Annotated in this window: 14 protein-coding genes; 9 read left to right on the forward strand and 5 right to left on the reverse strand. The window is 58.1% G+C overall.

What is annotated here, in order from left to right; all coding sequences use genetic code 11:
• Window positions 1-102: 102 nt before the first annotated feature.
• The 6 genes from TBK1r_RS23805 (at window position 103) to TBK1r_RS23825 (ending at window position 9941) form a co-directional block, all read left to right on the forward strand.
• Complete coding sequence (locus tag TBK1r_RS23805) at window positions 103-2739, forward strand: fused MFS/spermidine synthase (RefSeq protein WP_145216425.1); 2637 nt, start codon at window positions 103-105, stop codon at window positions 2737-2739.
• Window positions 2740-3032: 293 nt separating this feature from the next.
• Window positions 3033-3239 carry a hypothetical protein gene (locus TBK1r_RS23810; RefSeq protein WP_419580327.1) on the forward strand — a complete coding sequence of 69 codons (207 nt, stop codon included), beginning with the start codon at window positions 3033-3035 and terminating at the stop codon, window positions 3237-3239.
• Between the two features lie 165 nt (window positions 3240-3404).
• Window positions 3405-6149, forward strand: a complete 2745-nt coding sequence (locus TBK1r_RS23815) for a GH116 family glycosyl-hydrolase (RefSeq protein WP_419580328.1) — start codon at window positions 3405-3407, stop codon at window positions 6147-6149.
• 61 nt (window positions 6150-6210) lie between these two features.
• The gene (locus tag TBK1r_RS39035; protein WP_419580329.1) at window positions 6211-8271 is read left to right on the forward strand and encodes a GH116 family glycosyl-hydrolase; all 2061 of its coding nucleotides are present in this window, start codon (window positions 6211-6213) and stop codon (window positions 8269-8271) included.
• A 39-nt stretch (window positions 8272-8310) separates the two neighbouring features.
• On the forward strand, window positions 8311-9417 hold the full coding sequence (locus TBK1r_RS39040) for a GH116 family glycosyl hydrolase (RefSeq protein ID WP_419580330.1): 1107 nt from the start codon (window positions 8311-8313) through the stop codon (window positions 9415-9417).
• A 281-nt stretch (window positions 9418-9698) separates the two neighbouring features.
• The gene (locus TBK1r_RS23825; RefSeq protein WP_145216431.1) at window positions 9699-9941 is read left to right on the forward strand and encodes a hypothetical protein; all 243 of its coding nucleotides are present in this window, start codon (window positions 9699-9701) and stop codon (window positions 9939-9941) included.
• 56 nt (window positions 9942-9997) lie between these two features.
• Here the strand turns inward: TBK1r_RS23825 and TBK1r_RS23830 are convergent, their stop codons facing one another.
• Entirely contained in the window at window positions 9998-10198 is a 201-nt protein-coding gene (locus TBK1r_RS23830) for a hypothetical protein (protein WP_145216434.1), read from the reverse strand.
• A 69-nt stretch (window positions 10199-10267) separates the two neighbouring features.
• Here TBK1r_RS23830 and TBK1r_RS23835 point away from each other — a divergent pair, with 69 nt between their 5' ends.
• Together TBK1r_RS23835 and TBK1r_RS23840 are read left to right on the forward strand one after the other, a co-directional pair.
• Window positions 10268-11347: a MamS/MamX family magnetosome protein gene (locus TBK1r_RS23835; RefSeq protein WP_145216437.1), complete on the forward strand. Its 1080-nt coding sequence runs from the start codon at window positions 10268-10270 to the stop codon at window positions 11345-11347.
• Between the two features lie 276 nt (window positions 11348-11623).
• On the forward strand, window positions 11624-12475 hold the full coding sequence (locus tag TBK1r_RS23840) for a cysteine peptidase family C39 domain-containing protein (protein ID WP_145216439.1): 852 nt from the start codon (window positions 11624-11626) through the stop codon (window positions 12473-12475).
• 15 nt (window positions 12476-12490) lie between these two features.
• On the opposite strand, the gene TBK1r_RS23845 is transcribed toward TBK1r_RS23840, so the two are convergent.
• The 4 genes from TBK1r_RS23845 to TBK1r_RS23860 all read right to left on the reverse strand — a co-directional run bounded on the left by TBK1r_RS23845 (window position 12491) and on the right by TBK1r_RS23860 (window position 18059).
• Window positions 12491-13075 carry an RNA polymerase sigma factor gene (locus TBK1r_RS23845; RefSeq protein ID WP_419580331.1) on the reverse strand — a complete coding sequence of 195 codons (585 nt, stop codon included), beginning with the start codon at window positions 13073-13075 and terminating at the stop codon, window positions 12491-12493.
• 10 nt (window positions 13076-13085) lie between these two features.
• Window positions 13086-15455 (reverse strand): serine/threonine protein kinase, encoded by a 2370-nt coding sequence (locus TBK1r_RS23850; RefSeq protein ID WP_145216442.1) that lies wholly within the window; start codon window positions 15453-15455, stop codon window positions 13086-13088.
• A 6-nt stretch (window positions 15456-15461) separates the two neighbouring features.
• Complete coding sequence (locus tag TBK1r_RS23855) at window positions 15462-16382, reverse strand: hypothetical protein (RefSeq protein ID WP_145216445.1); 921 nt, start codon at window positions 16380-16382, stop codon at window positions 15462-15464.
• A 183-nt stretch (window positions 16383-16565) separates the two neighbouring features.
• Window positions 16566-18059: a TlpA family protein disulfide reductase gene (locus tag TBK1r_RS23860; RefSeq protein WP_419580332.1), complete on the reverse strand. Its 1494-nt coding sequence runs from the start codon at window positions 18057-18059 to the stop codon at window positions 16566-16568.
• A gap of 154 nt (window positions 18060-18213) precedes the next feature.
• Between TBK1r_RS23860 and TBK1r_RS23865 the strand changes: the two genes are divergently transcribed.
• Complete coding sequence (locus TBK1r_RS23865; RefSeq protein WP_145216451.1) at window positions 18214-21774, forward strand: GEVED domain-containing protein; 3561 nt, start codon at window positions 18214-18216, stop codon at window positions 21772-21774.
• Window positions 21775-21817: the final 43 nt, after the last annotated feature.

The following is a 21817-nucleotide window of genomic DNA, read 5'->3' on the forward strand; positions in this document are numbered from 1 at the left end:
GGCGTGACGTGGCCGACGAGCGAGCCGAGGAGCGATCGAACCTCACCCGTTTGTGCATGCTGTTGGTGAACGGTCTGAACAACATCCCGACGAAGTCATGCTATGCTCCGTTATGCTCTGACGATCTTCACCAGTGCATTTCTGCTGTTTCAAGTACAGCCGATCATCGGGCGATTCATCCTGCCGTGGTTCGGCGGAGGGCCGTCGATTTGGACCAGCTGCATGCTTTTTTTTCAAGCGGCACTGTTGGGCGGCTATCTTTATTCGCACCTGCTTTGCGCCAAGCTCTCGGTTCGGTCCCAGGCATGGATCCATCTGGCGGTTCTGGCAGTGTCCGTGTTGCTGTTGCCGATCGCTCCCGATGAAACGTGGAAACCGCTGCCCGACCAGTCGCCCCTTGCCCGCATTCTGTTGGTCTTGATCGCGACGGTCGGCGGTCCGTATTTCGTGCTCGCATCGACGGGGCCCTTGATGCAGAAGTGGTTCAGCCAGACCTCGCCGGACCGCTCGCCCTATCGCTTGTACGCGTTGTCCAACATCGGTTCGCTGCTGGCACTTCTCAGCTACCCGTTCGTGATTGAACCCCGGCTGACGCTGCAGCAGCAAAGCGTCTCATGGACGTCCTTGTACGTTGTCTTTGCCTGCTTTGCCGCGTGGTGTGCGGCCGGTCTGTTGAAACACGATGTGTTGCCGATTCCAGACGACGAAGCTGCCGGACAGGCGACACTCGAATCGTCGATGCCGCAAAAGCCGGGCTGGTTTGTCGGCTTGTTGTGGCTGATCCTATCGGCATGCGGATCGGCCATGCTACTAGCAACCACGAACCAGCTGTGCATCGATGTCGCGACGGTCCCGTTCCTTTGGATCCTGCCGCTCAGTCTGTATCTGATCACCTTTATCATCTGTTTCGATCGCCCGCAGTGGTATGACCGACGCGCCTTTGGAATGCTGTTGATGGTCTGCGGACCGCTGGCGGGCTGGGCCATTTCGTCGGGTCCCGACTTGGAATTGGCAAAGCAAGTCGTCATTTTTTCCGCCGCGCTGTTCGCATGTTGCATGGCGGTCCATGGCGAACTTGTCCACTCCCGTCCAGACCCACGCTACCTGACGCTTTTCTACCTGGTGATTTCTGCCGGCGGTGTCCTCGGCGGGCTGTTTGTCGCCATCCTCGCGACGAACTTGTTCACGGGTTATTGGGAGTTTCAGATCAGTCTTGTGGCGTGCTGTGTGTTTGCATTGATCGCGGCGTGCCGACAACGCGTCTGGGACGTGGCACCGTCAAGCGATTTCTGGACGTGGGCGGGTGGAGCGTTTGCGACGATCGTTGCGGCGATTGCACTCGTCTGGACGCCTCATCACGAGTCCCTGGATGCGATCGACGAAATCGCGTTGTTCGGCGGATTCGGTAGCTTGATTTTTTCGGGGCTGATCGCGATCGGCACACGAAGCGAGCGTTCGGTGTCGGCTTGGACGTGGTGCGGCTTGGCAGCCCTGCCGATCGGCTGGATGGTGGCCTGGGGATCGTGTCGCGCGCCCGACGTGATGACCGCTGGCCTGGGCATGAAATTCGCAGCGATTTCGATCACCGCCTGGGCCGTCGCCCGGGTCGCCCTGTGGGGGCTGCGACGTTTCAGTGAACCACATCAGATCTGGTTGACCCGCGTCGCCATTGCGATGTACGCCACGACCTTGCTCGCCCTGGCGCATCAGCAACACGTCGTCACCGCGGCTCAGGCCTGGACGCTGCTGCTGGTCGGACTCGGTGGCGTCTTTGCCGAATGGGTGATCCGAAAACTTCGCTCGAACGATCGGCCGTCGCTGGGCATTTGGTACTGGGCGCCGCTTCTTTCGTTGCTGGCGATCATGGGATACGGCTATTGGGAAACCCTTGATTCGAATTCACGCGGCGTTGTCCATCGGTCTCGCAACTTCTACGGCGTCTTGCATGTGGACTACGTGCCCGCTCGGGACGACGACGAATCCCCGATGCCGGCGAAGTTCAGGCTGGAACACGGCCAGATCCAGCATGGTTTTCAGTATGACGATGAAGACTGGAAAAGCGAGCCGACGACGTACTATGGCAGAGCAAGCGGCTTGGGTCTTGCGATCGAAACGGTCCGCGAGCGCAAGCAGGCGGACAAGTCGATTCATGTCGGGGTCGTGGGGCTGGGCACGGGCACGATCGCCGCCTATGGAAAAACGAACGACGACTTCCGCTTTTACGAAATCAATCCCGCCGTACAAGAGCTGTCGGGTCGATACTTCACCTACCTGCAGGATTCCGCCGCGCGAACGAAGGTCCGCATCGGCGATGCGAGAATCGTCATGGAACGGGAATTGCGTGAAAACCAGCCGCAACACTTTGATGTGCTGGCAATCGATGCGTTCAGCAGCGACGCCATCCCGGTCCACCTGCTGACGACCGAATGTGCCGAGATTTATCGCCAACATCTCGCCGAGGATGGCATCTTGGCGATCCACATCTCGAATCGTTTTCTCGACCTCGGCCCCGTCGTCCGCGGCTTGGCCGACAGTCTGGATTGGCAGGCGATTCGCCTGAGCAACGACAAGGACGAATCGATAGGCGTTTACGGCTCGACTTGGGTGCTGCTGACACAAAACGCCGAGGTCGCTGAACAACTGCAACGGAGCGAGTCGTTTGAGGCGTGGGAGCAAGACGAAACGATCCTGCATTGGAGCGATGACTACTCCGGGCTTTGGAACCTGCTCGCGCTCTAAATTAACTTACCTTCTCTTGGGGAATCTCAATTCCTCAATCAACACGAACACAGCAACCCGATCAACTCGGCATCGTCGAAATAAAGCCTCGCCGCTGAAACGGATCATTCAACGATGATTGGACCGAGGCGATGGTGCATCACAGCCTGTGTCGCAGATCACCCTCTGCATGTCGCAATGCAGTCTGGAATGGATGCACGACACGATGACAATGATCGCGCGGGATGTGAAGTCAATCCGTGTCACCATTGGCCAGTCCTGCTCGGCGAACGCACCACCAGACCCTTAATGAGTTGACCGATGAAACATTTGAGGACATTGTCATCAACACACTCGCGACCGGCGGGTCGCTCGACCGCGAGATCACCGGCATCGAGCTGATGGGCAGCACGGAGAAAATCACATGGAACCGCACCGCCGACGCGCTGACGATTCGGCTGCCCAAGAGCTTGCCCGGGAAAATCGTCAACGGCTTCCGCATCCATTCGCGGCTGGATTGAACAACAGCAATGAACAGCAATATAGATTCGACCAACGTGAAAAACCCAACGCAATCCTGTTGCTCCTCTTCTTGCGGGTGCGAACCGAACGTCAGCCGGCGGCATGCCCTGAAAGTATTGGGCGCCGGTGCGACCGCTTCGACTCTGCCGGTCGGCGCGCAGGTCATGGCCGGACCTTTTGCGGCGGACGATGTCGATGGTCATCTGATCCCCGCCGACAAGAAACTGACGCCCGAATGGGTCGCCTCGCTAACCCAACGCGGCCGGGCCGAGGTGTTCTCCGGTGATCAACTCAAGTACGTCGGCATGCCGGTCGGCGGCATCGGCTGCGGGCAGCTTTACCTGGCCGGTGATGGCCGGCTCTGGCTGTGGGACATCTTCAAGTGCAACTACACTCGCGAAACCGGTCACGGCCAACGGATTGCGGCATTTACACTCGGTGGACACTACGCCCATCCGGTCGCGGCCGGCCAAGAGTACACCAAACGCAATGGTGCCGACGTGGCCCAGGGATTCCTGATCCGTGTCAAAGCATCCGGCGAGTCAACGACCAGAACACTCGACCGAATGGGTTTTCCCGACGTGACGTTCCGCGGGGAATATCCGATCGGCAAAGTGACTTACGCCGAGCAGGGGTTTCCTGTTGAGACCAAGCTTGAGGCGTTCAGCCCGTTCATTCCGCTGCGCACCAAAGACTCGGCACTGCCGGCGACGGTGATGGCCTACACCGTGACGAACACTTCAAAGGCCTCCGTGGAAGTCGACCTCGGCAGTTGGATGCAGAACGCGACCTGTCCCTACACGACGGATGCCGCCCTCGGCCAGCGAAGGAATCGGGTCGTTCAAGCCGATGGCCGAGTCGCTGTGCTGAGCACGGTGGAACCGACCACCGTCTCGCAGGGAAAACGTCGCGGTGCCGGGATCAAAGACAAACACGGATACGGATCCACCACGCTGACTTTGTTGCACGATGCAAGCGAAGCGGGACTGACGGTCTCGGCCGCCGCTTCGCTGACTGATCCGGACAGCCCCGCCGGACTCTTTGACCAGGCCGCCGACCTCGCGCAGCAACAGGACGCCGTCCAACCGCTCAACGAATGGCTCGTCGGTGGTTTGTTCGCCGCATTCCAATTGGCTCCCGGAGAATCGAGGACGGTGGAGTTTGCCATTACCTGGTATTTCCCCGACTACAACGAAAAGGGTCCCCGCCGCAAACAGATGCTGGGGATCAGGAATTTCGCCAAGCTGCGCAGGCACTATGCGTCCTGGTTTGAATCGGCAGACGACGTTGCCGATTACCTGTGCACGAACAAATCACGATTGCTCGATGGCACGCGCCAGTGGAACAAGACCTGGTATGACAGTACGTTGCCATATTGGTTACTCGACCGTAGTTTCATTCCGCTCAATTGCATCGCCAGTCAAGCGTTTCATTGGTTCGACAGCGGCCGGCCCTACGCGTGGGAGGGTGTGGACTGCTGTCCGGGAACCTGCACGCACGTCTGGCACTATGCCCAAGCGTTGGGAAGGGTGTTCCCCGAACTGGAACGTGCCTTTCGCGAGAAGGTGGACTTCAAAGCCGGCGTCGGGTTTCATCCCCAATCCGGCATCATCGGGCATCGTGGCGAGATTCATGCCACTCCTGCGACCGATGGTCAAGCCGGCTCGATCCTGCGGGCCTTTCGCGAACATCAGATGTCGGCCGACAGTTCCTTCCTGAAACGAATCTGGCCCAACGTCAAAAAGGCGGTCGAGTTCTTGATCCGCGAAGACGCCGATGGCAACGGACTGCTGGAAGGCAAACAGCCACACACGCTCGACGCGTCATGGTACGGGCCGATGGGCTGGCTGAGTGGAATGTACCTTGCCGCGTTGGCGGCCGGCGAAGCGATGGCGATCGAGATGGGCGACACGGATTTTGCGATGCAGTGCCGCACGCTGATCGACCGAGGCTCCGAGAAGATCGTCGCGGAGTTATTCGACGGCGAGTACTTCATTCACAAACCCGATCCAGCCGTCCGCGCCCTCAACTCCAACAAGGGCTGCCACATCGATCAAGTACTCGGCCAGGCCTGGATGAAGCAGGTGGGCTTGGGGAGAGTGATTCCGAAGCGAGAAACGGTTTCTGCACTTCAGAGTCTGTGGAAATACAACTTCGCCCCCGACGCTGGGCAGTATGCGCTCGATCACGTTCAAATCGAACAGGCGTTCCGATGGTATGCGATGCCGGGAGAAGCCGGTTTGGTGATGTGTACCTGGCCCAAGGGCGGTGCAACCGAGGCGATCCCCGGAGACCGACTGCGTTCGGAAGAGAACCCGCCGGTTTATACCGGACCGGGCGGCTACTTCAACGAATGCATGAACGGCTTTGAGTACCAAGTGGCCGCCCACATGGTCTACGAAGCAGAGCCTGGAGACCCGCTGGTCGAAAAGGGATTGGCCATCGCCAAGGCGGTGCATGAACGCTACGGAGCGGACAAGCGGAATCCCTACAACGAGATCGAATGCAGTGATCACTACGCCCGATCGATGGCCAGTTATGGCGTGTTCCTGGCCGCTTGCGGGTTTGAATACCACGGCCCCAAGGGACGCATCGGGTTTGCACCACGCGTGTCGCCGGACAACTTCAAGGCTCCCTTCATCACCGCCGAGGGCTGGGGAAGCTTCAGCCAGAACGTGGCGGACGGTCAGCAATCCGTTTCGATTGGGATGCACCACGGCAAGCTCGCGCTGAACGAATTCGTCGTGGACCAAGTCGAGAACACAGGCGTCAGTCGTGCAGTCGTCGTGGTGGACGGGAACGAGATTCCGGTGAAATTTCAAACTCAGCAAGGCCGTTCTGTTGTCCGCTTTCTCAATGGCATTGAGCTGCTGGCGGGACAGACAATGAGTGTGCGTTGGACTACATGATGGACACCTTACATGTGACAATACCTCAACCCACAACGTGCCCATCCAACCGGGAACAAACATGAACAAGAAATCCGCCCCCTTGAGCAACACCTGTTGCGGTGGCACCCGTTCCTGCAGTCCGGCCGCGACAGGGCGGCGCGCTTTCATGAAAGCCTCTGGGCTGACGGCCGCGATGCTGGCGGCCGGGCGGATGAATGTCATGGCGGGGCCGTTTGCCAACGAAGACTTTGAGCACATCATTCCCTCGGACAAGAAGCTCAGCAAAGAGTGGATCGAAAGTCTCTACGCCCGGGGTGAACCGCTCAGCGCGACCGGCGACGAGTTGAAATTCATCGGCATGCCCATCAACGGCATCTGCACCGGCCAAGTTTATCTGGCAGGTGACGGCCGCCTCTGGTACTGGAATCTGGACGGAAACAGAGACGCCAAGCAGATCGGGAAGGGTCCCCGGTTCACCGATCCGGACACCCTGCATTCCCCCATGGATCAAGGCTTCGCGTTGCAGGTCAACTCCGGCGGCAAAACGCAAACCTTGACGCTTGATTCCAACGGCTTTGAGGAAGTGGTCTTTACCAACCAGTATCCGATGGCACAGGTGACGTATGCCGACGCGGCGTGTCCCGTGCGTGTCACCCTGGAATCCTACACACCGTTCATCCCACTCAACCGCGACGATTCCAGCTATCCCGTGATCGTGATGCGCTACACGATCCAGAACACTTCGGATCAGGTCCAGCAGACGGCGATTGCGGGTTGGGTTGAGAACTTCTCAAATTTCCGGAGCGGACGGGGAAAGAACGGAATCCGGATGAGTCGGTATCGCCATGGCGATGGACTGTCCGCGGTGGAGTGCTGGGTGAAACCGGCCGTCGAAGATTGTCGTCCCGAACAATCCGTCGTGTTCGCTGATTTTGAGACAGGCGATTACGGCGACTGGAAAGTAGAAGGAGAAGCCTTTGGTGATGCGCCGGCGTCGGGCGCGCGGACGATTCAGAAACTGTCCGGATTCAAGGGGAAGGGCCTGGTGAATTCCTGGACCGGAAGCGACGAGCCCCAGGGAAAACTGATCTCACCCGAGTTCACGATCGAAAAGCCCTACATCAATTTCCTGATCGCCGGCGGACGGGACGAGAAGAAATTGAACATTAGCATGTGGGTCGATGGAAAGAAGGTCCGGTCCGTCGGAGGCGATCAGTCCGACGCCATGGCATGGGCCAGCTGGAATGTCGCCGAACTCTCCGGCCAGCAGGCCCACCTCGAAATACTCGATGCATCGTCCGGCGGATGGGGACACATCGACATCGACCACATCGTGTTTTCGACCCATCCTCCGAAACAACCATCCGAATCCACTTTGGATCGGGCGGCGGATTTCGGCGCGGTCGCGTTGGGGTTGCTCGGCGAAGAGAAGCCGGACATCGTGGACATCGAGAGGTCGCAGCCGGGCGCCTTGGGTCTGTTTGCCTCCGAGCGACCAAACGCGGAACCGGACGCGGTTCACCAACGACCGCTTCGTGAACGGGGATTTGCCTCCATCGGACGACAGCTGACGCTCCAACCCGGCGAGGAAGCAACCGTTTCCTTCGCGCTGTCCTGGCGATTTCCCAATGCAAACTACGTCACGTCGTTCGGACGCAAACCTGGCGCCCACGACATCAATTTTTATTCGACCTTGTGGCCGACCGCGATCGATGCCGCAGCCGCCGTGGCCGCTCGGGAAACGGAACTGCACGGGACGACTCGGACTTGGGTCGACACCTGGTACGATTCGACGTTGCCCCATTGGCTGCTGGAACGGACGTTTGTCACGCTCAATTGCATGCAGACCCAGTTGGCCGAACGCTTGGCCCTGCAGGACGGCATGTACAACCTGGACGAAGGCGTGAATTGCTGTCCGGGAAACTGCACGCACGTCTGGCAATACGCCCAAGGGTTGGCGCGGGTCTTTCCGGTCATCGAACGCGAATGCCGCGACAAGGTGGAATACGGCAAGGGGTTCAGACCGAACGATGGTTCGATCAACTTCCGCCATTCCATCGCCCCGTTTCACGATGCCATCGACGGTCAGTGCGGCACCATTCTTCGCGTCCTGCGCGAGAGCCAGATGACCACAGACTAACGCTTCCTGGAAAGCATTTGGGATCGCACCCGGCTTTCCATGGATTACGTGATTCGCAAATGGGACCCCGATGGCGATGGGCTGTTGGCGGGCGCCCAGCACAACACGCTGGACGAGCCCTGGTTTGGGCAGGTGCATTGGCTGATCAATCTGTACCACGCCGCGCTCAAGGCATCCGCAGTGATGGCGCGACGAATGAAGCAACCTGGGGTCGCCGAGCGCTATGAGAGAATGGTCGCCAAAGGCACTCCGAAAATGGTCGAGATGCTCTGGAACGAGCAGTACGGCCACTTCATCCACAAGCCCGGTCCGGGCGAAGAGGAGAAGCACGGTTCGGTCAACGGCTGCCACATCGATCAGGTTCTCGGCGAGTTTTGGCTCTTGAACCTGGGCCTGGACCGCGTGCTGCCGCAAGACAAGATCCGCCGAACGTTGGAATCACTCTGGACGTTTAACTTTTCACCCAACGTGGGCGATTTCAGAAAAGTCATGACCGATGGGCGGTGGTACGCGGTCGAAGGCAACGCGGGCTTGGTCATGTGTTCGTTTCCGCATGGAAAGATCGAACCCAAGAGCGGCAAGAAAAACTACGCGGGTTATTTGAATGAATGCATGACGGGCTTTGAATGGCAGGTCGCCGCGCACATGATCTGGGAAGGCTTGGTCGAAAAGGGCCTCGCGATCGGCAAGGCGATTTACGACCGTTATCTGCCGAAAGACCGCAACCCGTACAACGAAATCGAATGCAGCGACCACTATGCCCGCGCGATGTCGAGCTACAGTGCCTTCATGGCCGTCTGTGGGTTCCGTTACGACGGCCCCGAGGGCAAACTCGCCTTCGGACCTCGCATGCAGCAAGACAACTTCCGTGCCGCCTTCATCACCGCCGAGGGCTGGGGCAGCTTCCAGCAAACCGCCGACCGAGGCAATCAAACAGGATCGATCGAACTGCGATACGGACAGCTTGATCTGAAGGAATTGGCGTTCGATCGGGTCGACCGAACCGCGGCCGGCCGGGCCGAAGTCACACTCGACGAACAGCCAATGGCCGCTCGCTTTCAGGCTGAGCCGGGACGGTACGTCGTGCGTTTCCCCGATGGTTTCCACATGAAAGCAGGCCAACACCTCCGCGTTCGCTTTCTCTAGTGCTCTGGTTCTCGAGTGCTCTGGCTAGACTCCCCCCCGGTTTGCTAGTTTCGTTAAGGTGCAGGTAACGGTGTGAAGCATTTTTAGCGGTAGGGCGCGAGCCCTCCGGTGTTTCGGTAGCGATGAGGGACCGGAGGGCTTGCGCCCTGCCGCTAACACCTCGTAAAACGCAGGAACTAAATGCTTCACAGCGTTAAGGTGCAGTGTTGCAGGACGCACCCGTGCGGCGGTTTCGCGCGGACCGGAGGAGGAACCCATGCCGCCGAGGAGAGAAGCACGAAGTGTTTCAATTGCCGGTGCGGGGCGGTCAGGTTTGGCGTGACTTCGCGAGATCGGTCTACCATGCCAGAACCGACGCAGAACTACTGGCGCTCGATCCGTTCAACCAGACGATCGCTCACACGCACAAGAAAACCGCCGAGGCGAGAGCGATGTACGAGTCGCACAAACGCATGATCGAGGGTCTGCGCCAAGCGTCTCTGCCGGTCGTCCGAGCGGCACGGAAATTGCCTACGAATCGGTAGCTTTCCGACGGTAGCATCCAGCTCTTTCTCAAAGCTTCTACCAGCTTTTCCGTTGTTCAGGTCACGTTTCGCCAAACAGCGATCACTGTTTGATCAACGGTCAACTTGACCGCCTCTCCATCACGATTGTCGCCAAACGACGTTTGCCAGCGGCTGCGCAACGAACAGCCCTTCGGTGCGTCATGGATTGACATGCCCCGGAAATCGCGGCGTTTTTGACGCTGCGTCGGCGTGATGCCGTCTGTTTTGGCATTCACTTTGCATCATCTCCTGCTATCGGAATTGCAGCGGGCGATTCCATTTCCATACTCGAAAAGGAGACCAAAATGACTACCACCAAGAAACGCATGCTCTTTTCTGCCACACTTGCCGCCGCCTTTGCGATCCCTGTCGCAGGCGCCCGCGCCGATGAATTCGGTAGCAATACACCGTACTACGAAGACGACGCATGGTACGACGTCAGCGAGTGGTTTGACGGCAACGACTACAACCCCACCGATGAAGCGATCGGCCGCTGGGATGATGAGGTTTTCGACTTCGCCGACAACGCAACCAGCACTGACTCGGACAACGACCGCGGTCTGTTCTACGGTGACTACGGTTACAACAACGACTCCGAGTCAGAATCCGATTGGTTCTACGACTACTACGACGACGGGTACAGCTACTGGGGCAACCGATACTTCTCCAACTATTACGACACCAACGATGATGGCCTGTACGACGCGTACGCCTCGTTCATTGACACCGACGGTGACGGGTTCTACGAGGAGTTCAACTACTACGCATTTGAGTCACAGTCCGAGGGCCAAGACAACTCGAAAGAGCAGGCCAAGAATCAGCAAAAGGAATTGGAATCGCAGAAGCTGAGCGTGTCGGGCAACGTCGAAGAAACCAAGACGGTGCAGGTGCGAGACCGCGAGCACCTGGTTGCGATGATCAATACCAAGCAAGGAAATTCACTTGCCGTTGACCTTGGACCGACCCAAAAAGAAACCTCCGTCCAGAAAGGCGACCAGTTGACCGCGTCCGGTCATCGATTGAAGGTCGGCGACAAGTCGATTCTGGTGGCCAGTGATGCGTCAACGAAAAATGGCAGCGTGCAGATCGATCGCCACGGTAAAAAGTATGAGGGAACGATCGAGAAAACGAAGACCATCGACATTCGCGGCGTCGAGCACACGTTGGCCAAGGTCAAAACGGCTGACGGAAAATCGATGATGGTAGACTTGGGACCCGCCCAAAACCGCCAGGCGAAACTGACCGATGGTGAGGAAATCACGGTACAAGGCGTCCCCCTGAAGGTGAACGATCGAGTCGTCTTGATGGCCCGAAAGATAACGCAGGATGGCAAATCGACCGAGATCGATCGACAGATGCCCGACTCCAGTGCCAGCACCAGCTGATCTGGAACCCTTTGACGAGCGTCCGCTTCGAATCGCATGCGGTGACTCCCGTCACTCGACTTGAAGCCACTTGGATGTAGGACGTGAACTCAATAAGTGACGCCGTTCGTTCCCGCCGTTCCCGCGAAAGTAGCTTTCTTTCGCAATGCTTGTGGAGCAAACGGCGACGACAGAATCGAACTGGATCGTGACGAAAAAACGACGCGATCCAGTTCGTTGTTTTAAGTTTGCGAATCGATTTTTTCTCTACCGAATTCCACCTACCGAACCGGGCCGATGGCAACTGATCTCTTCGTCGCGATTGTGGTGATGTCCGTTGCCTCACTCGCAATCGGCTTGCTGGCAGGTCTGTACGTCTACTCAGACAAAGGGCAACGGACGACCGCAAGTCTCGCGATCGCGGTCCTGGCGACCGTGATGTTTCTTTTCTATGCTTCGGGGCAATTGTTCTGGGCACGGTTTGTCTCTTCGTCGGCGGCCATCATCTACACGAACCTCGCCGCCATCTTTGCGGCCTTGGCAGCCGGATGGGCTTGGCGATTGCCGAACATGACCGTTTGGCGGCGGATGATCATGTCGGTCCTACTCGCTGCCGGCTCGCTGGCCGCGATCACCTGGCCGCTTTTGTCGATCGCGCTGCGACCGCCACCGGTTGGCGGCGATCGCTGGAACAACGGAGTCGCGATGCAAACCTCTTGGGCGACTTGCAGCCCGGCTGCCGCGGCAACGTTGTTTCGGGCGGAGAGGATCGATGTGAGCGAGTCCGAAATGATTCCGCTGTGCTTGACCGATTCCAGTGGTACACCGACGCTGGGTCTGTACCGCGGCGTGAAGCTGATCGCCGAGAAGAACGGACGTGAACTGGAAATCGTCGATGGCACGATCGATGACCTGCTGAACGACGACGACTGGCCGGTCTTGCTGGCCGTCGAATTGCCCTACGGCGTCGATGATCGTCGCTACGTCGAACAATGGGGCTGGATTCCCGGGATGGGCCATTCGGTGGTGGCACTCGGCCGTGCGCCGACCGGCGGACTGTTGATCGGCGACCCCTCGGTGGGACTCGAACAATGGTCCGAGGCCGACTTGGACGTGCTCTGGCACGGTGCCGGCCTACGTGTCAAATGAGCCCCTCGAGACACGCTAATCAACGAGCCCGCGAATCTCCTCGCGAATCCTACGTGTCAGCCGACTTTTGGCCAGCAAGACGACGTTGACGGACACTCCCAATTCCTCGGCCACCGCGTTCGCATTCCTGCCTTCGACCGCATGTTTTTGGAACGCTTCCCATGTGCTCGTCTTCACTTCGTTTCTGACAATGCTCGCTGCGTGACGAAATACGGACTGGTCGTGTTGTCTGTCGAACTCCACCGAGAGTTGACTGTTCGGGTCGGCAAGCTGTTCGATCTGGTCGGTGAGTTTGTCATACTGTCCAGCCACGAGCGGTGTCTTTTGGACGCGCCGCATGGCGTACCGCAATTGATTCAAGACGATCCCTCGCAAGAACGCGCGAAAAGACCCCGTCCTTTGTCGCTGAAATGTCGGCAGCTCCCGGACGAGCACCATCAGCACCTCTTGCACGATATCTTCCGCTTGACTGACCAGTAAAGGATATGTCGAGATGCGTTGATACATGAACGGCCGATAAATCTCCAGCAGCCGTTGCCAGTCGTCGTCGGTCCCCTCATCGGCGATCCGCTTCAGCAGGCTGATTGAAGTTTCTTGCATCGTTCCGCTATTAGTCCTTTGCCAACGCCAACGCCATGGATTTCGCGTATGCCTCGGCCGTCGCATCATCGCCCAACTCGAGCAGCGAGAATTCGCGGAACGAATCCGATACCTGGGGAGACTTGAACAGCACGATCGAGCCGCGATCTGCGCGATCTAATTTATCTTTCGCCGAAAAAACGAAGCGGCCATCAAGGAAACCCTCGACCGTTGCGCCGTGAAGAATGTACTCCACGGTGTGAAACTCGTCGCGTTTCAAGCTTGATTCGGGAGCCGCCTGGTAAAACGACAGTCGGTTTTCGTCAAAGAACGGAACGCCGATAATTCCTGAGGGATAGCCGGGAAACGGCCGGACCTTGATGCCCATCAGTCCGAACGGCGCGACCTGATGCAACACCTCCGAGTGCGGACGATTGCCTCCCAGCATCACCCGCCATCCGTTTGTGTCCGCACCAGTTCGCCTGGCGCGCAAGACGAAGTGCTGATTCCAATTAGATGATTCATGGGTGGACCGAATCATGATCTCCATTCTTAAATGAAAGTTTCTCAAGTCGTCTCGCTTCAGCGAGAGCATCTCCATCGAACGGTCACTGCCCAGTAAATGGACAGCGCCGGTTTGCGGATCGATTCGGTATTTTTCTCCATGGGTGTCGAAGTTGGCCAAGAGCTCTGCTTCTCCGGCCAGCAGATTCGCAAAGCTGCTTTGGTAGGGGAGCTTGTCTCGCAGATCCGGCAGTCGGGCTGGCGGGACATTGACTGTCTCCACCGCCGCGGCGACTTCCACCTCGGCGACTTCCTGATCCACTTTGAGGGTTTCCTCGTCGCCGGCGTGAATTTCAATCCGCGTCTTCAGCAGCGTCGTTCCCGTCAGCGTGACCGTGATCAAGCGATCGCCCTGTTTCAAACGAATCGTTCCCTCGCCGCCCTCACGGCGGACCGACACCGACTGGCCATCGACGAGCACGACGGCACCGTCAGGCAGGTCGCGGATCACGACCGTGCCCATCGGTGTGATGATGATCAGTTGAGCGACCAGATAGAGGACCGCGGCGATGAACAGAGCGGCTGCCACCTTTAGCTTCCCGCGGGGACGATTCCGCAGCGGGTCGGACTGCGATTCCGCACCGGGCTTGAGTTCGACCGACGTATCGGCTTGGTGGAGTTGTTCGACGGCCGTGTCAATCGATTCTTCGGACCGGACGGGAGAAACCAGAGCAGCGGTGGTCGAAGCCGACTTCACCGCAAACGGCTTCAGCGCTTCGGCGACTTGCTGCGGCGTGGCATAACGCTCGTCGGGATCTTTGGCGAGCATTTTGGCGACGATCTCGGCCAAGGGTTTCGGAACCTCGGGCCGAAGGAGATCGATCGCGGGCGGAGTCGCCTGAGAATGGGCGAGCACGAGTTCGCCGGTGGATCCTGAAAAGGGCGGATGACCGGCCAACATGTGATAGAGACTGCAACCGAGTGAATAGATGTCCGATCGAATATCCGCCGATGCCGCGTCGCGGCACTGTTCCGGAGCAATGTATTCGAGCGTGCCCAGTAGCGTTCCGTCATCGGTTAAGACACTGTCGGGTTTCCGTTTTTGGCCACGACCCTCCGTGCTTAATCGGGCGAGCCCGAAGTCAAGAATCTTGGCTTTGATCTTCCCGTCAGCCTTGTGGATCATGATGTTCGATGGCTTGATGTCTCGGTGAATCAAACCGTTGTTCATTGCATGCTGCAGGCCGAGACAGATTTTGATCGCGACGCCACAAGCAAACTGGATGGGTAGCGGTCCGTTGTCTGCAATCAGCTGGTGAAGATTCTTTCCCGGGACGTACTCCATGCACAGCACCACGGCATCGCCGAAGTGCTTGACGGTGTAGCAGCGAACAATCGACTCATGGTTCATCGACGCGATGCATCGGATTTCCTGATCAAAACGCTTGCGAGCCTCGCTGTTGGAATTCAACCGTTCGTTCAAGACCTTTAGCACTTCTTTACGGCCGGTGTGCACGTGCCGGGCGAGATAGACGACCCCCATCCCGCCGCGACCGATTTCCCGAAGCATCGTGTAATCCGACAGAGCTGACAACTCGCTCGGGATCCCGGAGACCTCTCCCGGTGGCGGGGCTAACAACTCCGTTTCGTCGGGCGTTTGACAGGAAAGCTGGCTCGACAGGGATTGATTGGACACGACTTGTCGATGAGACCGCAGCTTGGCGATCACCGAGTCGACGGAGATGGCAGCGACTTGGGCTGCAAGCTCCGGATGGGCCTCCAGCAACAGCATGACTTCTCGCTCCGTGGCTTCGTCCAACTGTCCTTTCGCAAAGGCTCGCAAAGTGTCTTGTGTGACCTGTAGATCTCCGGTCGCAAAAATTAATTCGTCGGTCATGGGTGATCACTCTGCTTGACGAATGCCGCGAAACGGAACGCCGTTAGTCAACTTGCCGAAGAGACGATCACCGGCCACGCCGATCACCGCCGTTTGTCCACGTTGGCCGGTGAAGCGAAACACACCAGTGGATTCCTGCTCCCACGTCGCTCGCTGACGACGCCCCTTATGATAAACCGTCCCTGAGCCGCCACGACGAAACTCCCAAACCAGACGTGGTCCGCCCTTGACGGCGACCGACCACTTGCCGAGCAACAGGTCGTTTGCCGACGGTTCGACTCCGCCGGGACGGCTTTTCTGTTTTCGCACCTGTTCGGCATCCTCAAGCCGTTTGATCCAAACCGTCACATTCTGACCCGTGTCCGCCGCAGCTGCATTCAACTCGGCACGGGCGAGACGGGTGTCGGGATATCGGTCGAATGCCAAAAAAAGGCCTGTCACAAACTGCTTGTCGGGCCAACGCTCAAGCTCCGGTTTGACGATCTGAAGCCAAGTCGCTGAATCGAGTCGACTGAGCGGATAGGTCACTTCGGCTCCCCGTGAATTGGTCAATACAAGCGCTGTGCCTGATGTCTCTGTCACCGGTCGCTCAAAGCGGTAATCGCTCGACAGGACCGTCAACGGCGTGGATTTCGGCAATCGCTGGACAGCATAGTCAACCGATTCGGAGAGCTTTTGGAGTCGTTTGACGGCATCCAGATCCTGCTGAAGCCGACTCGTGTAGCGAAACAGTTCGGAGTCGTCCAACCCGTCTTCGAGCAGGTCGATTGCCAAGGAATACTCTCGTCGCTGCAGCAGCGATTGTGTCTGGTCCCAAATCGCCTGTTGAGGGTCCACCTCGTCGGCGAATCCACGGATCAGAGGCGATGGAGCGAGCACCAGGACGAGTAAAAAGAGCTGAATTGTAGTGCAGAACGGCTTGACCATGGGATCTATCGGCAGGCGGAGTGTCATCGGAATGGTTGGCTGGGCGTCACTAAAGGCGCTGGAGCCCTCGCACCTGTCGCGAGAAATCAAAAAATCTCTTTCAGCACCGTCACGCGATCGATTTCCTGTCGCCGGAACCGCCGTGAATGCCGTCAGGAAACGCTAAATGGAAGCGGCACTCGCCTACTTGTCTTGCTCCTGTCCTTTTTCCTCGTCGTCACCCAACAACTCGCTGATCTTGGCGTGGATGGCGTCGGCGGTTGCTTGTCCGGCACCGGTCTTGACCAGCTGCACGACTCCTTGGCGGTCGATCAACACGACGTGCGGAATGCCGCGGACGCCAAAATCGCCGGGCATCTCGCTGCCTTCGGGCGTCACCAGAACGGGATGCTCGAGATCGTGATGTTCTAAGAAACGGGTGAGCGTTTGACGTTCTTCTTCGGGCGTGACGTCTTCGGTGGCGCGAGAGGCACGCTTCGCTTCTTCATCCCATCGAAAATTATAGTACTGTGTGACACCGACGATTTCGAAACCGCGATCGGCGAATTCCTCGCGCCACTCGCGCAGATGCGGAAACGTCGCGATGCACGGTCCACACCACATGGCCCAGAAGTCGAGCAACACGACCTTGCCCTTGAGTGCTTCCTGATCCAACTCGATGACGTTGACCCAGGCGTCAACCTCCCAATCGGGCGAGGGTTTTCCGACCAGTGATGCCACCGGCTTGGCAGCCGCCATTCGTTCGCGGTGAAGCTCGATCCGCCGAAGAGCCGCCTGCACCGATCGATTCTTGATCGCGAAACGGGCCAACCTCTTTGACACTTTCTCAATTCGATCTTGGGTCGCGGCCGGATCCTCTTGTTTCCAGGTGCTGATCATCATCAGCTGCACATCGGCGAAGTCGTTTTGCAGAGCGATCGACTCGGGATAGTTTTCAAGGGCCATGCCGACCGCCTCGTCCAGTTGCTCGATGTATCCGTCACGCCACGGATCATTGCCCCGTTCGTCGCCGGTTAGCTCGCGAAGGATGCCGACGTACGTGGTCATCGACACTTCGTTCGCGTGATCGGACTCAGTGATGTCGCGCAAACGCTTGACTTGCATCTCGACCAACTCTTTCGCGGCGGTCGCCTCACCCGCCTCCACCATCATCTGGGCTTTGAGGACCATCAACTGCGACAGCGGCAACAGTAAATCGAAATTTGATTCCGCCGGTGCATCGCTGAAAGCCTTCAACGAGTCTTCGACGGCCAACCGCAATGCTTCATCGTCGCCGGATTGGTCGGCGACGTCCTTGAGACTTTGGATCGTCATCCAGGCACCGAACAGGTTCTTGCTCTGATCGGCGTGTTCCAGGTAATAGTCGAGCAGCTTGCGAAATTGCTCGGTCGCTTCCTGATAATCTTGCTGGTCGGAAAACCGTGATGCCAGACTGTGGCGCAGGACATGATGGTCCTCGGAATCGGGATTCTCCGCGATCTTGGCATCCAGAAACTTTACGGCGTCCTGCAAGTCCGCCTCCATCCGCTCCCGCAATTCGGCATGCAGCTTTCGAAAGGCTTCGAGCCCCGAATCCTGAGCTCGGAGCAGCGCAATGCCCGGAAGTGTGACGCACAGACAAATCGCAAAGCCGACAAAGGCCGCTGGCAGCATCAAACGTGTGCGGAAGCGAAGCATAACCATCCTCTCCTACCAGGGCATCATTGATCGAAGGAGTCATCTTAGGCCTGCGGAGCTGTCCAGAGCAAGCAGATTCCGTGCACGCCAACTATGCTAAACTGCCAAGCTTTATCTCACCGAGCTACCGTATTCCGTGTTCGATTCTTATCGCATGAACAACAAACAGCGTTTTCGCCGCGCCAACCCAAATGCTCCATCCACGGACCTTCGGTTTCAGCATCCACTGTCGCTTGAATCGCTAGAACCGCGACGTTTGCTTGCTCAATTGTTGCTGTCCACGCCGGATGCGATGGAAAACGACGACCGTGTGACCGTCAATGTCTCGTTGGCGGAAGCTCAGATTCAACCCGTGGAGGTTCTCTTTGATACGATCGACTCCGGCGCGATCGGAGGGCGGGACTTTGTTCCGGTGACGGGTCAGCGACTGACGTTTTCTCCGGGCCAAACGGTCAAATCGGTCGACGTCGATTTACTGGACAATGCACTGCGTGACGGAGATCGCAGCTTCGGTGTGCGAGTCTCAATCGTCGATGACGAGGTTGGCCGCGTGGTCGCCGACCAGCAAACGTTTGCGCCACCCGGGGATCTGTTTGTCAGTTGGTTGGAAACGAGCCCGGACGGATCCATGATCGCTTATGGTGCCCGACGTTCGACATCCAACGTGATCCTCTCGGTACCGACCGACGCTTCGAGGGCTCCCATCGAGCTGGCACGCTACGATGACGATTTCTTCAAAACCGTCCAGACACACCGATTTTCCGCCGACGGCCAGTGGCTGATCTATTCGGGTGACCTGGAGACCGATGGAAAAACGGACGTCTTCATTGTCCCCGCCGACGGATCGATGAATCCGATGCGAGTGCCAAGCGATCTCAGCACGGGGGTTCTAGGGAGCTTCACCTTGGCTCCCGATGGCGAACGCTTCGTGTACACCTGGACGCCCGACGGTGAAGATGCATCGATGATGTACTCCGCCCGGCTGGACGATTCCTCACCGGCAATCCCGATCAGCAACTTGCCTCCTTTTAGTGGCGCCGTCGATTTCACCCCCGATGGCAACTCGATCGTGTTCCAGTACCGCAACGGGGACGACGTGCAACATTATCTCGCTGCGATGGATGGATCGTTCGAGCCGATGCAGGTTGCCACCGATGTACCAGGAAGCACCTGGGGACTCGCGGGGACCATCAGCCCCGATGGCCAGACGTTAGCATTCGCAAAACGAGATCCGAATGCCTCAAGGATCACCAATCTCTGGACATCGCGACTGGACGGTCAAGGGGAATCGAAACGAGTTGCGTTTGACATCGGAAGCTCGTCTTATCAGTTTTCCTCAGACGGAAAACACCTCGTCTACCGAATGGACAAGGGAATTGTGGCCCCGCACGAGATGTTCACCGTTCCCGTCGACGGTTCCGCCGAGCCAAAGATCTTGCATCCGGAATTGACCGGTTCGCAATGGGTGGAACACGGTTTTCGGGTGATCGGCGAGAACGTGCTGTTTCGTTCCGATTTTGAAAACGAGTCGGGCGGGTATTCGACGTACCTGGTGCCAAGCGACGGCTCCTTGCCTCCACGCAAATTGCTCGACCCCATCGAAGGCAGAACCATCGACAAGATCACTCCGTCACCGGACGGAAAACACATTGTGTTCCAGGCCATCGACTTTCGTGATCCGGAAGACGACCTCGTGGATCTCTTCAGCATCCCACTGGATGGTTCCCAGCCGCCGAAGAAGCTTAACGGCGACTTCGTTGACGGAGGAACGATCCCTCGCTTTGCACCGTTCCTATTCAGTACCGACGGACAAGATCTGTACTATTTTGCGGATCAACTGGTCGATGACAAGCTGGAGTTGTTTGTCGTCCCGGTCGACGGTCGTTCGAAAGCTTCGCGGATCAACCCATCGCTACCGAGTGACTTTGATGTCAGCTGGACAGCCGTCGGCGCCACCGAGACTGGCATCGCCTACGGCGTCCGGCAAGGCTCGTTTGCTCCTTATGGCATCTACAGCAGTCAGCTCCATCAATTCGGCGAAGTTCAGATTCTCGACGACGAAGGCGACATCGCTGATTTCGGCGATGCCCCAGCACGATTGCCCGACGGGCTCGGTCAATCTTATCCGGTGACATTGTCGCAAAATGGCGCTCGGCACAACGTCACCGAACTCTTCCTGGGCGCAGGTGTTGACGTCGATTCCGATGGGCTCCCCTCCGCAGCCGCCGACCATGATGACCAGGACGAGCCGGACGACAACCAGGGCGTGCGGTGGTTGAGCAATCTGCTCGTCACGCAGACAGACACTCTGACGACCATGCAAGTGACGGCATCACAAGCAGGAAAAATCAGCATCTGGATCGACTTCGATCGCGACGGCGACTGGGGCGATCGGATCGATGAAGTCGTGGTCGCACACGATGTCCACGCCGGCGACAACTTCATTCCTCTGACGATTCCAGCCGGAGCGATCGCGGGTCCGACCGCGGCCCGAGTTCGGCTCAGCACCGCCGGGGAGACTTCGCCAACGGGAGCAGCAGCGGATGGAGAAGTCGAAGATTTTTGGCTGGATTTGGTCGATGCCAAATCCGATCCGGCCCCACTGGTCGTCAACTTGTTTCATCCTGACAGCTACCTGAGACTGATCGCCGACTACGTCCTGGTCGGAAACAATCAGGAACCGCCGATGTTTCAGACCGAAGGCATCTTCTCGCAAGTCGACGTCTCGCTGTCCCCAGCTGGCCACTCCTTGGCGATTGAACTGGGACAGCCACCCAACGACAGGATTTCCGTTCAGGGTAATCACGAAATCAATCGACTCGCGTTTCATGATCTTGACCGAGCCAATCTTCAACCATTGGTCTTGGACTTTGGCGCGTCGGGTGATTTCCAAACCAACAACATTGAAGTGCTGGACATTACCGACTCCGAGAGATTCCGTCTGCCCGTCGATGACTTGACGTCCATCTCGGCGGCACAGCCCCTTACCATTGTCGCTGCCTCACGAGAGCAACTGCAGTTCAACGATCGGTCGGCTTGGCGAATGGGAGACACCTTCGAGCAGGACGGCAAGTTCTATCGTCAACTCGTGTCTCCCGGGACGTCGTCGCCACCCATCGTAATCGATGTCCCCAACCCATGGCAGAATGTGGTGACGACGACCGATGTGGACAACGATGGCTCCACCTCGCCGATTGACGCACTGATCGTGATCAACCGGATCGCCACGCAAGTTGACCCTTCCGGAACCACATTGCCCGATCCGCTGAGTCTGCCTCAATGGCCCGGCAACTACTATGATGCCAACGGAGACTTGGGGATCTCTCCACTCGACGCGTTGGTCGTGATCAACGCCGTGGCAAGACAAGCCGAGGGGGAGCGTGCTGCAGAATCAGAGCACGTGACACCGGCCCCCAGCCTGATCTCCAACCTGATCACTGATCACAGTTTCCTCCCCGCGGTTCCATCGGCAAAGGAGCGGGACGCAAGCCCGGAGACGACTGGGTGGCAAGACCTTCAAACGAACAACCGAACGGGATCGGCACTGCCAACGCTCGATGCAGGTCGAGATCACCAGGCTCAGCCGCTTGATAACCAACCAACCTCCGATGGGACCCGCACCGCATCCGCGACGGAGCATCTGGGCCAAGAACGTTTGACCGCTACCTGGGCACAGTCCGTGGATCGTGCGCTCGCCACGGGCCTGCTGCATTAGACGTTCCGGCCACGCATGACAGATCGCAACCACGCGAAAGTGA

This window comes from Stieleria magnilauensis (assembly GCA_007753675.1).
GTDB classification, from domain to species: Bacteria; Planctomycetota; Planctomycetia; order Pirellulales; family Pirellulaceae; genus Stieleria; species Stieleria magnilauensis.

Excerpts from the sequence above, each read along its gene's own strand:
- TBK1r_RS23835 (WP_145216437.1), top strand. The coding sequence starts at position 10,268 with ATGACTACCACCAAGAAACGCATGCTCTTTTCTGCCACACTTGCCGCC.
- TBK1r_RS23840 (WP_145216439.1), top strand. The coding sequence starts at position 11,624 with ATGGCAACTGATCTCTTCGTCGCGATTGTGGTGATGTCCGTTGCCTCA.
- TBK1r_RS23845 (WP_419580331.1), bottom strand. The coding sequence starts at position 13,075 with ATGCAAGAAACTTCAATCAGCCTGCTGAAGCGGATCGCCGATGAGGGG.
- TBK1r_RS23805 (WP_145216425.1), top strand. The coding sequence starts at position 103 with ATGCTCCGTTATGCTCTGACGATCTTCACCAGTGCATTTCTGCTGTTT.
- TBK1r_RS23850 (WP_145216442.1), bottom strand. The coding sequence starts at position 15,455 with ATGACCGACGAATTAATTTTTGCGACCGGAGATCTACAGGTCACACAA.
- TBK1r_RS23865 (WP_145216451.1), top strand. The coding sequence starts at position 18,214 with ATGAACAACAAACAGCGTTTTCGCCGCGCCAACCCAAATGCTCCATCC.
- TBK1r_RS23860 (WP_419580332.1), bottom strand. The coding sequence starts at position 18,059 with ATGCTTCGCTTCCGCACACGTTTGATGCTGCCAGCGGCCTTTGTCGGC.
- TBK1r_RS39035 (WP_419580329.1), top strand. The coding sequence starts at position 6,211 with ATGAACAAGAAATCCGCCCCCTTGAGCAACACCTGTTGCGGTGGCACC.
- TBK1r_RS23855 (WP_145216445.1), bottom strand. The coding sequence starts at position 16,382 with ATGGTCAAGCCGTTCTGCACTACAATTCAGCTCTTTTTACTCGTCCTG.
- TBK1r_RS23815 (WP_419580328.1), top strand. The coding sequence starts at position 3,405 with ATGGCCGGACCTTTTGCGGCGGACGATGTCGATGGTCATCTGATCCCC.
- TBK1r_RS39040 (WP_419580330.1), top strand. The coding sequence starts at position 8,311 with ATGGATTACGTGATTCGCAAATGGGACCCCGATGGCGATGGGCTGTTG.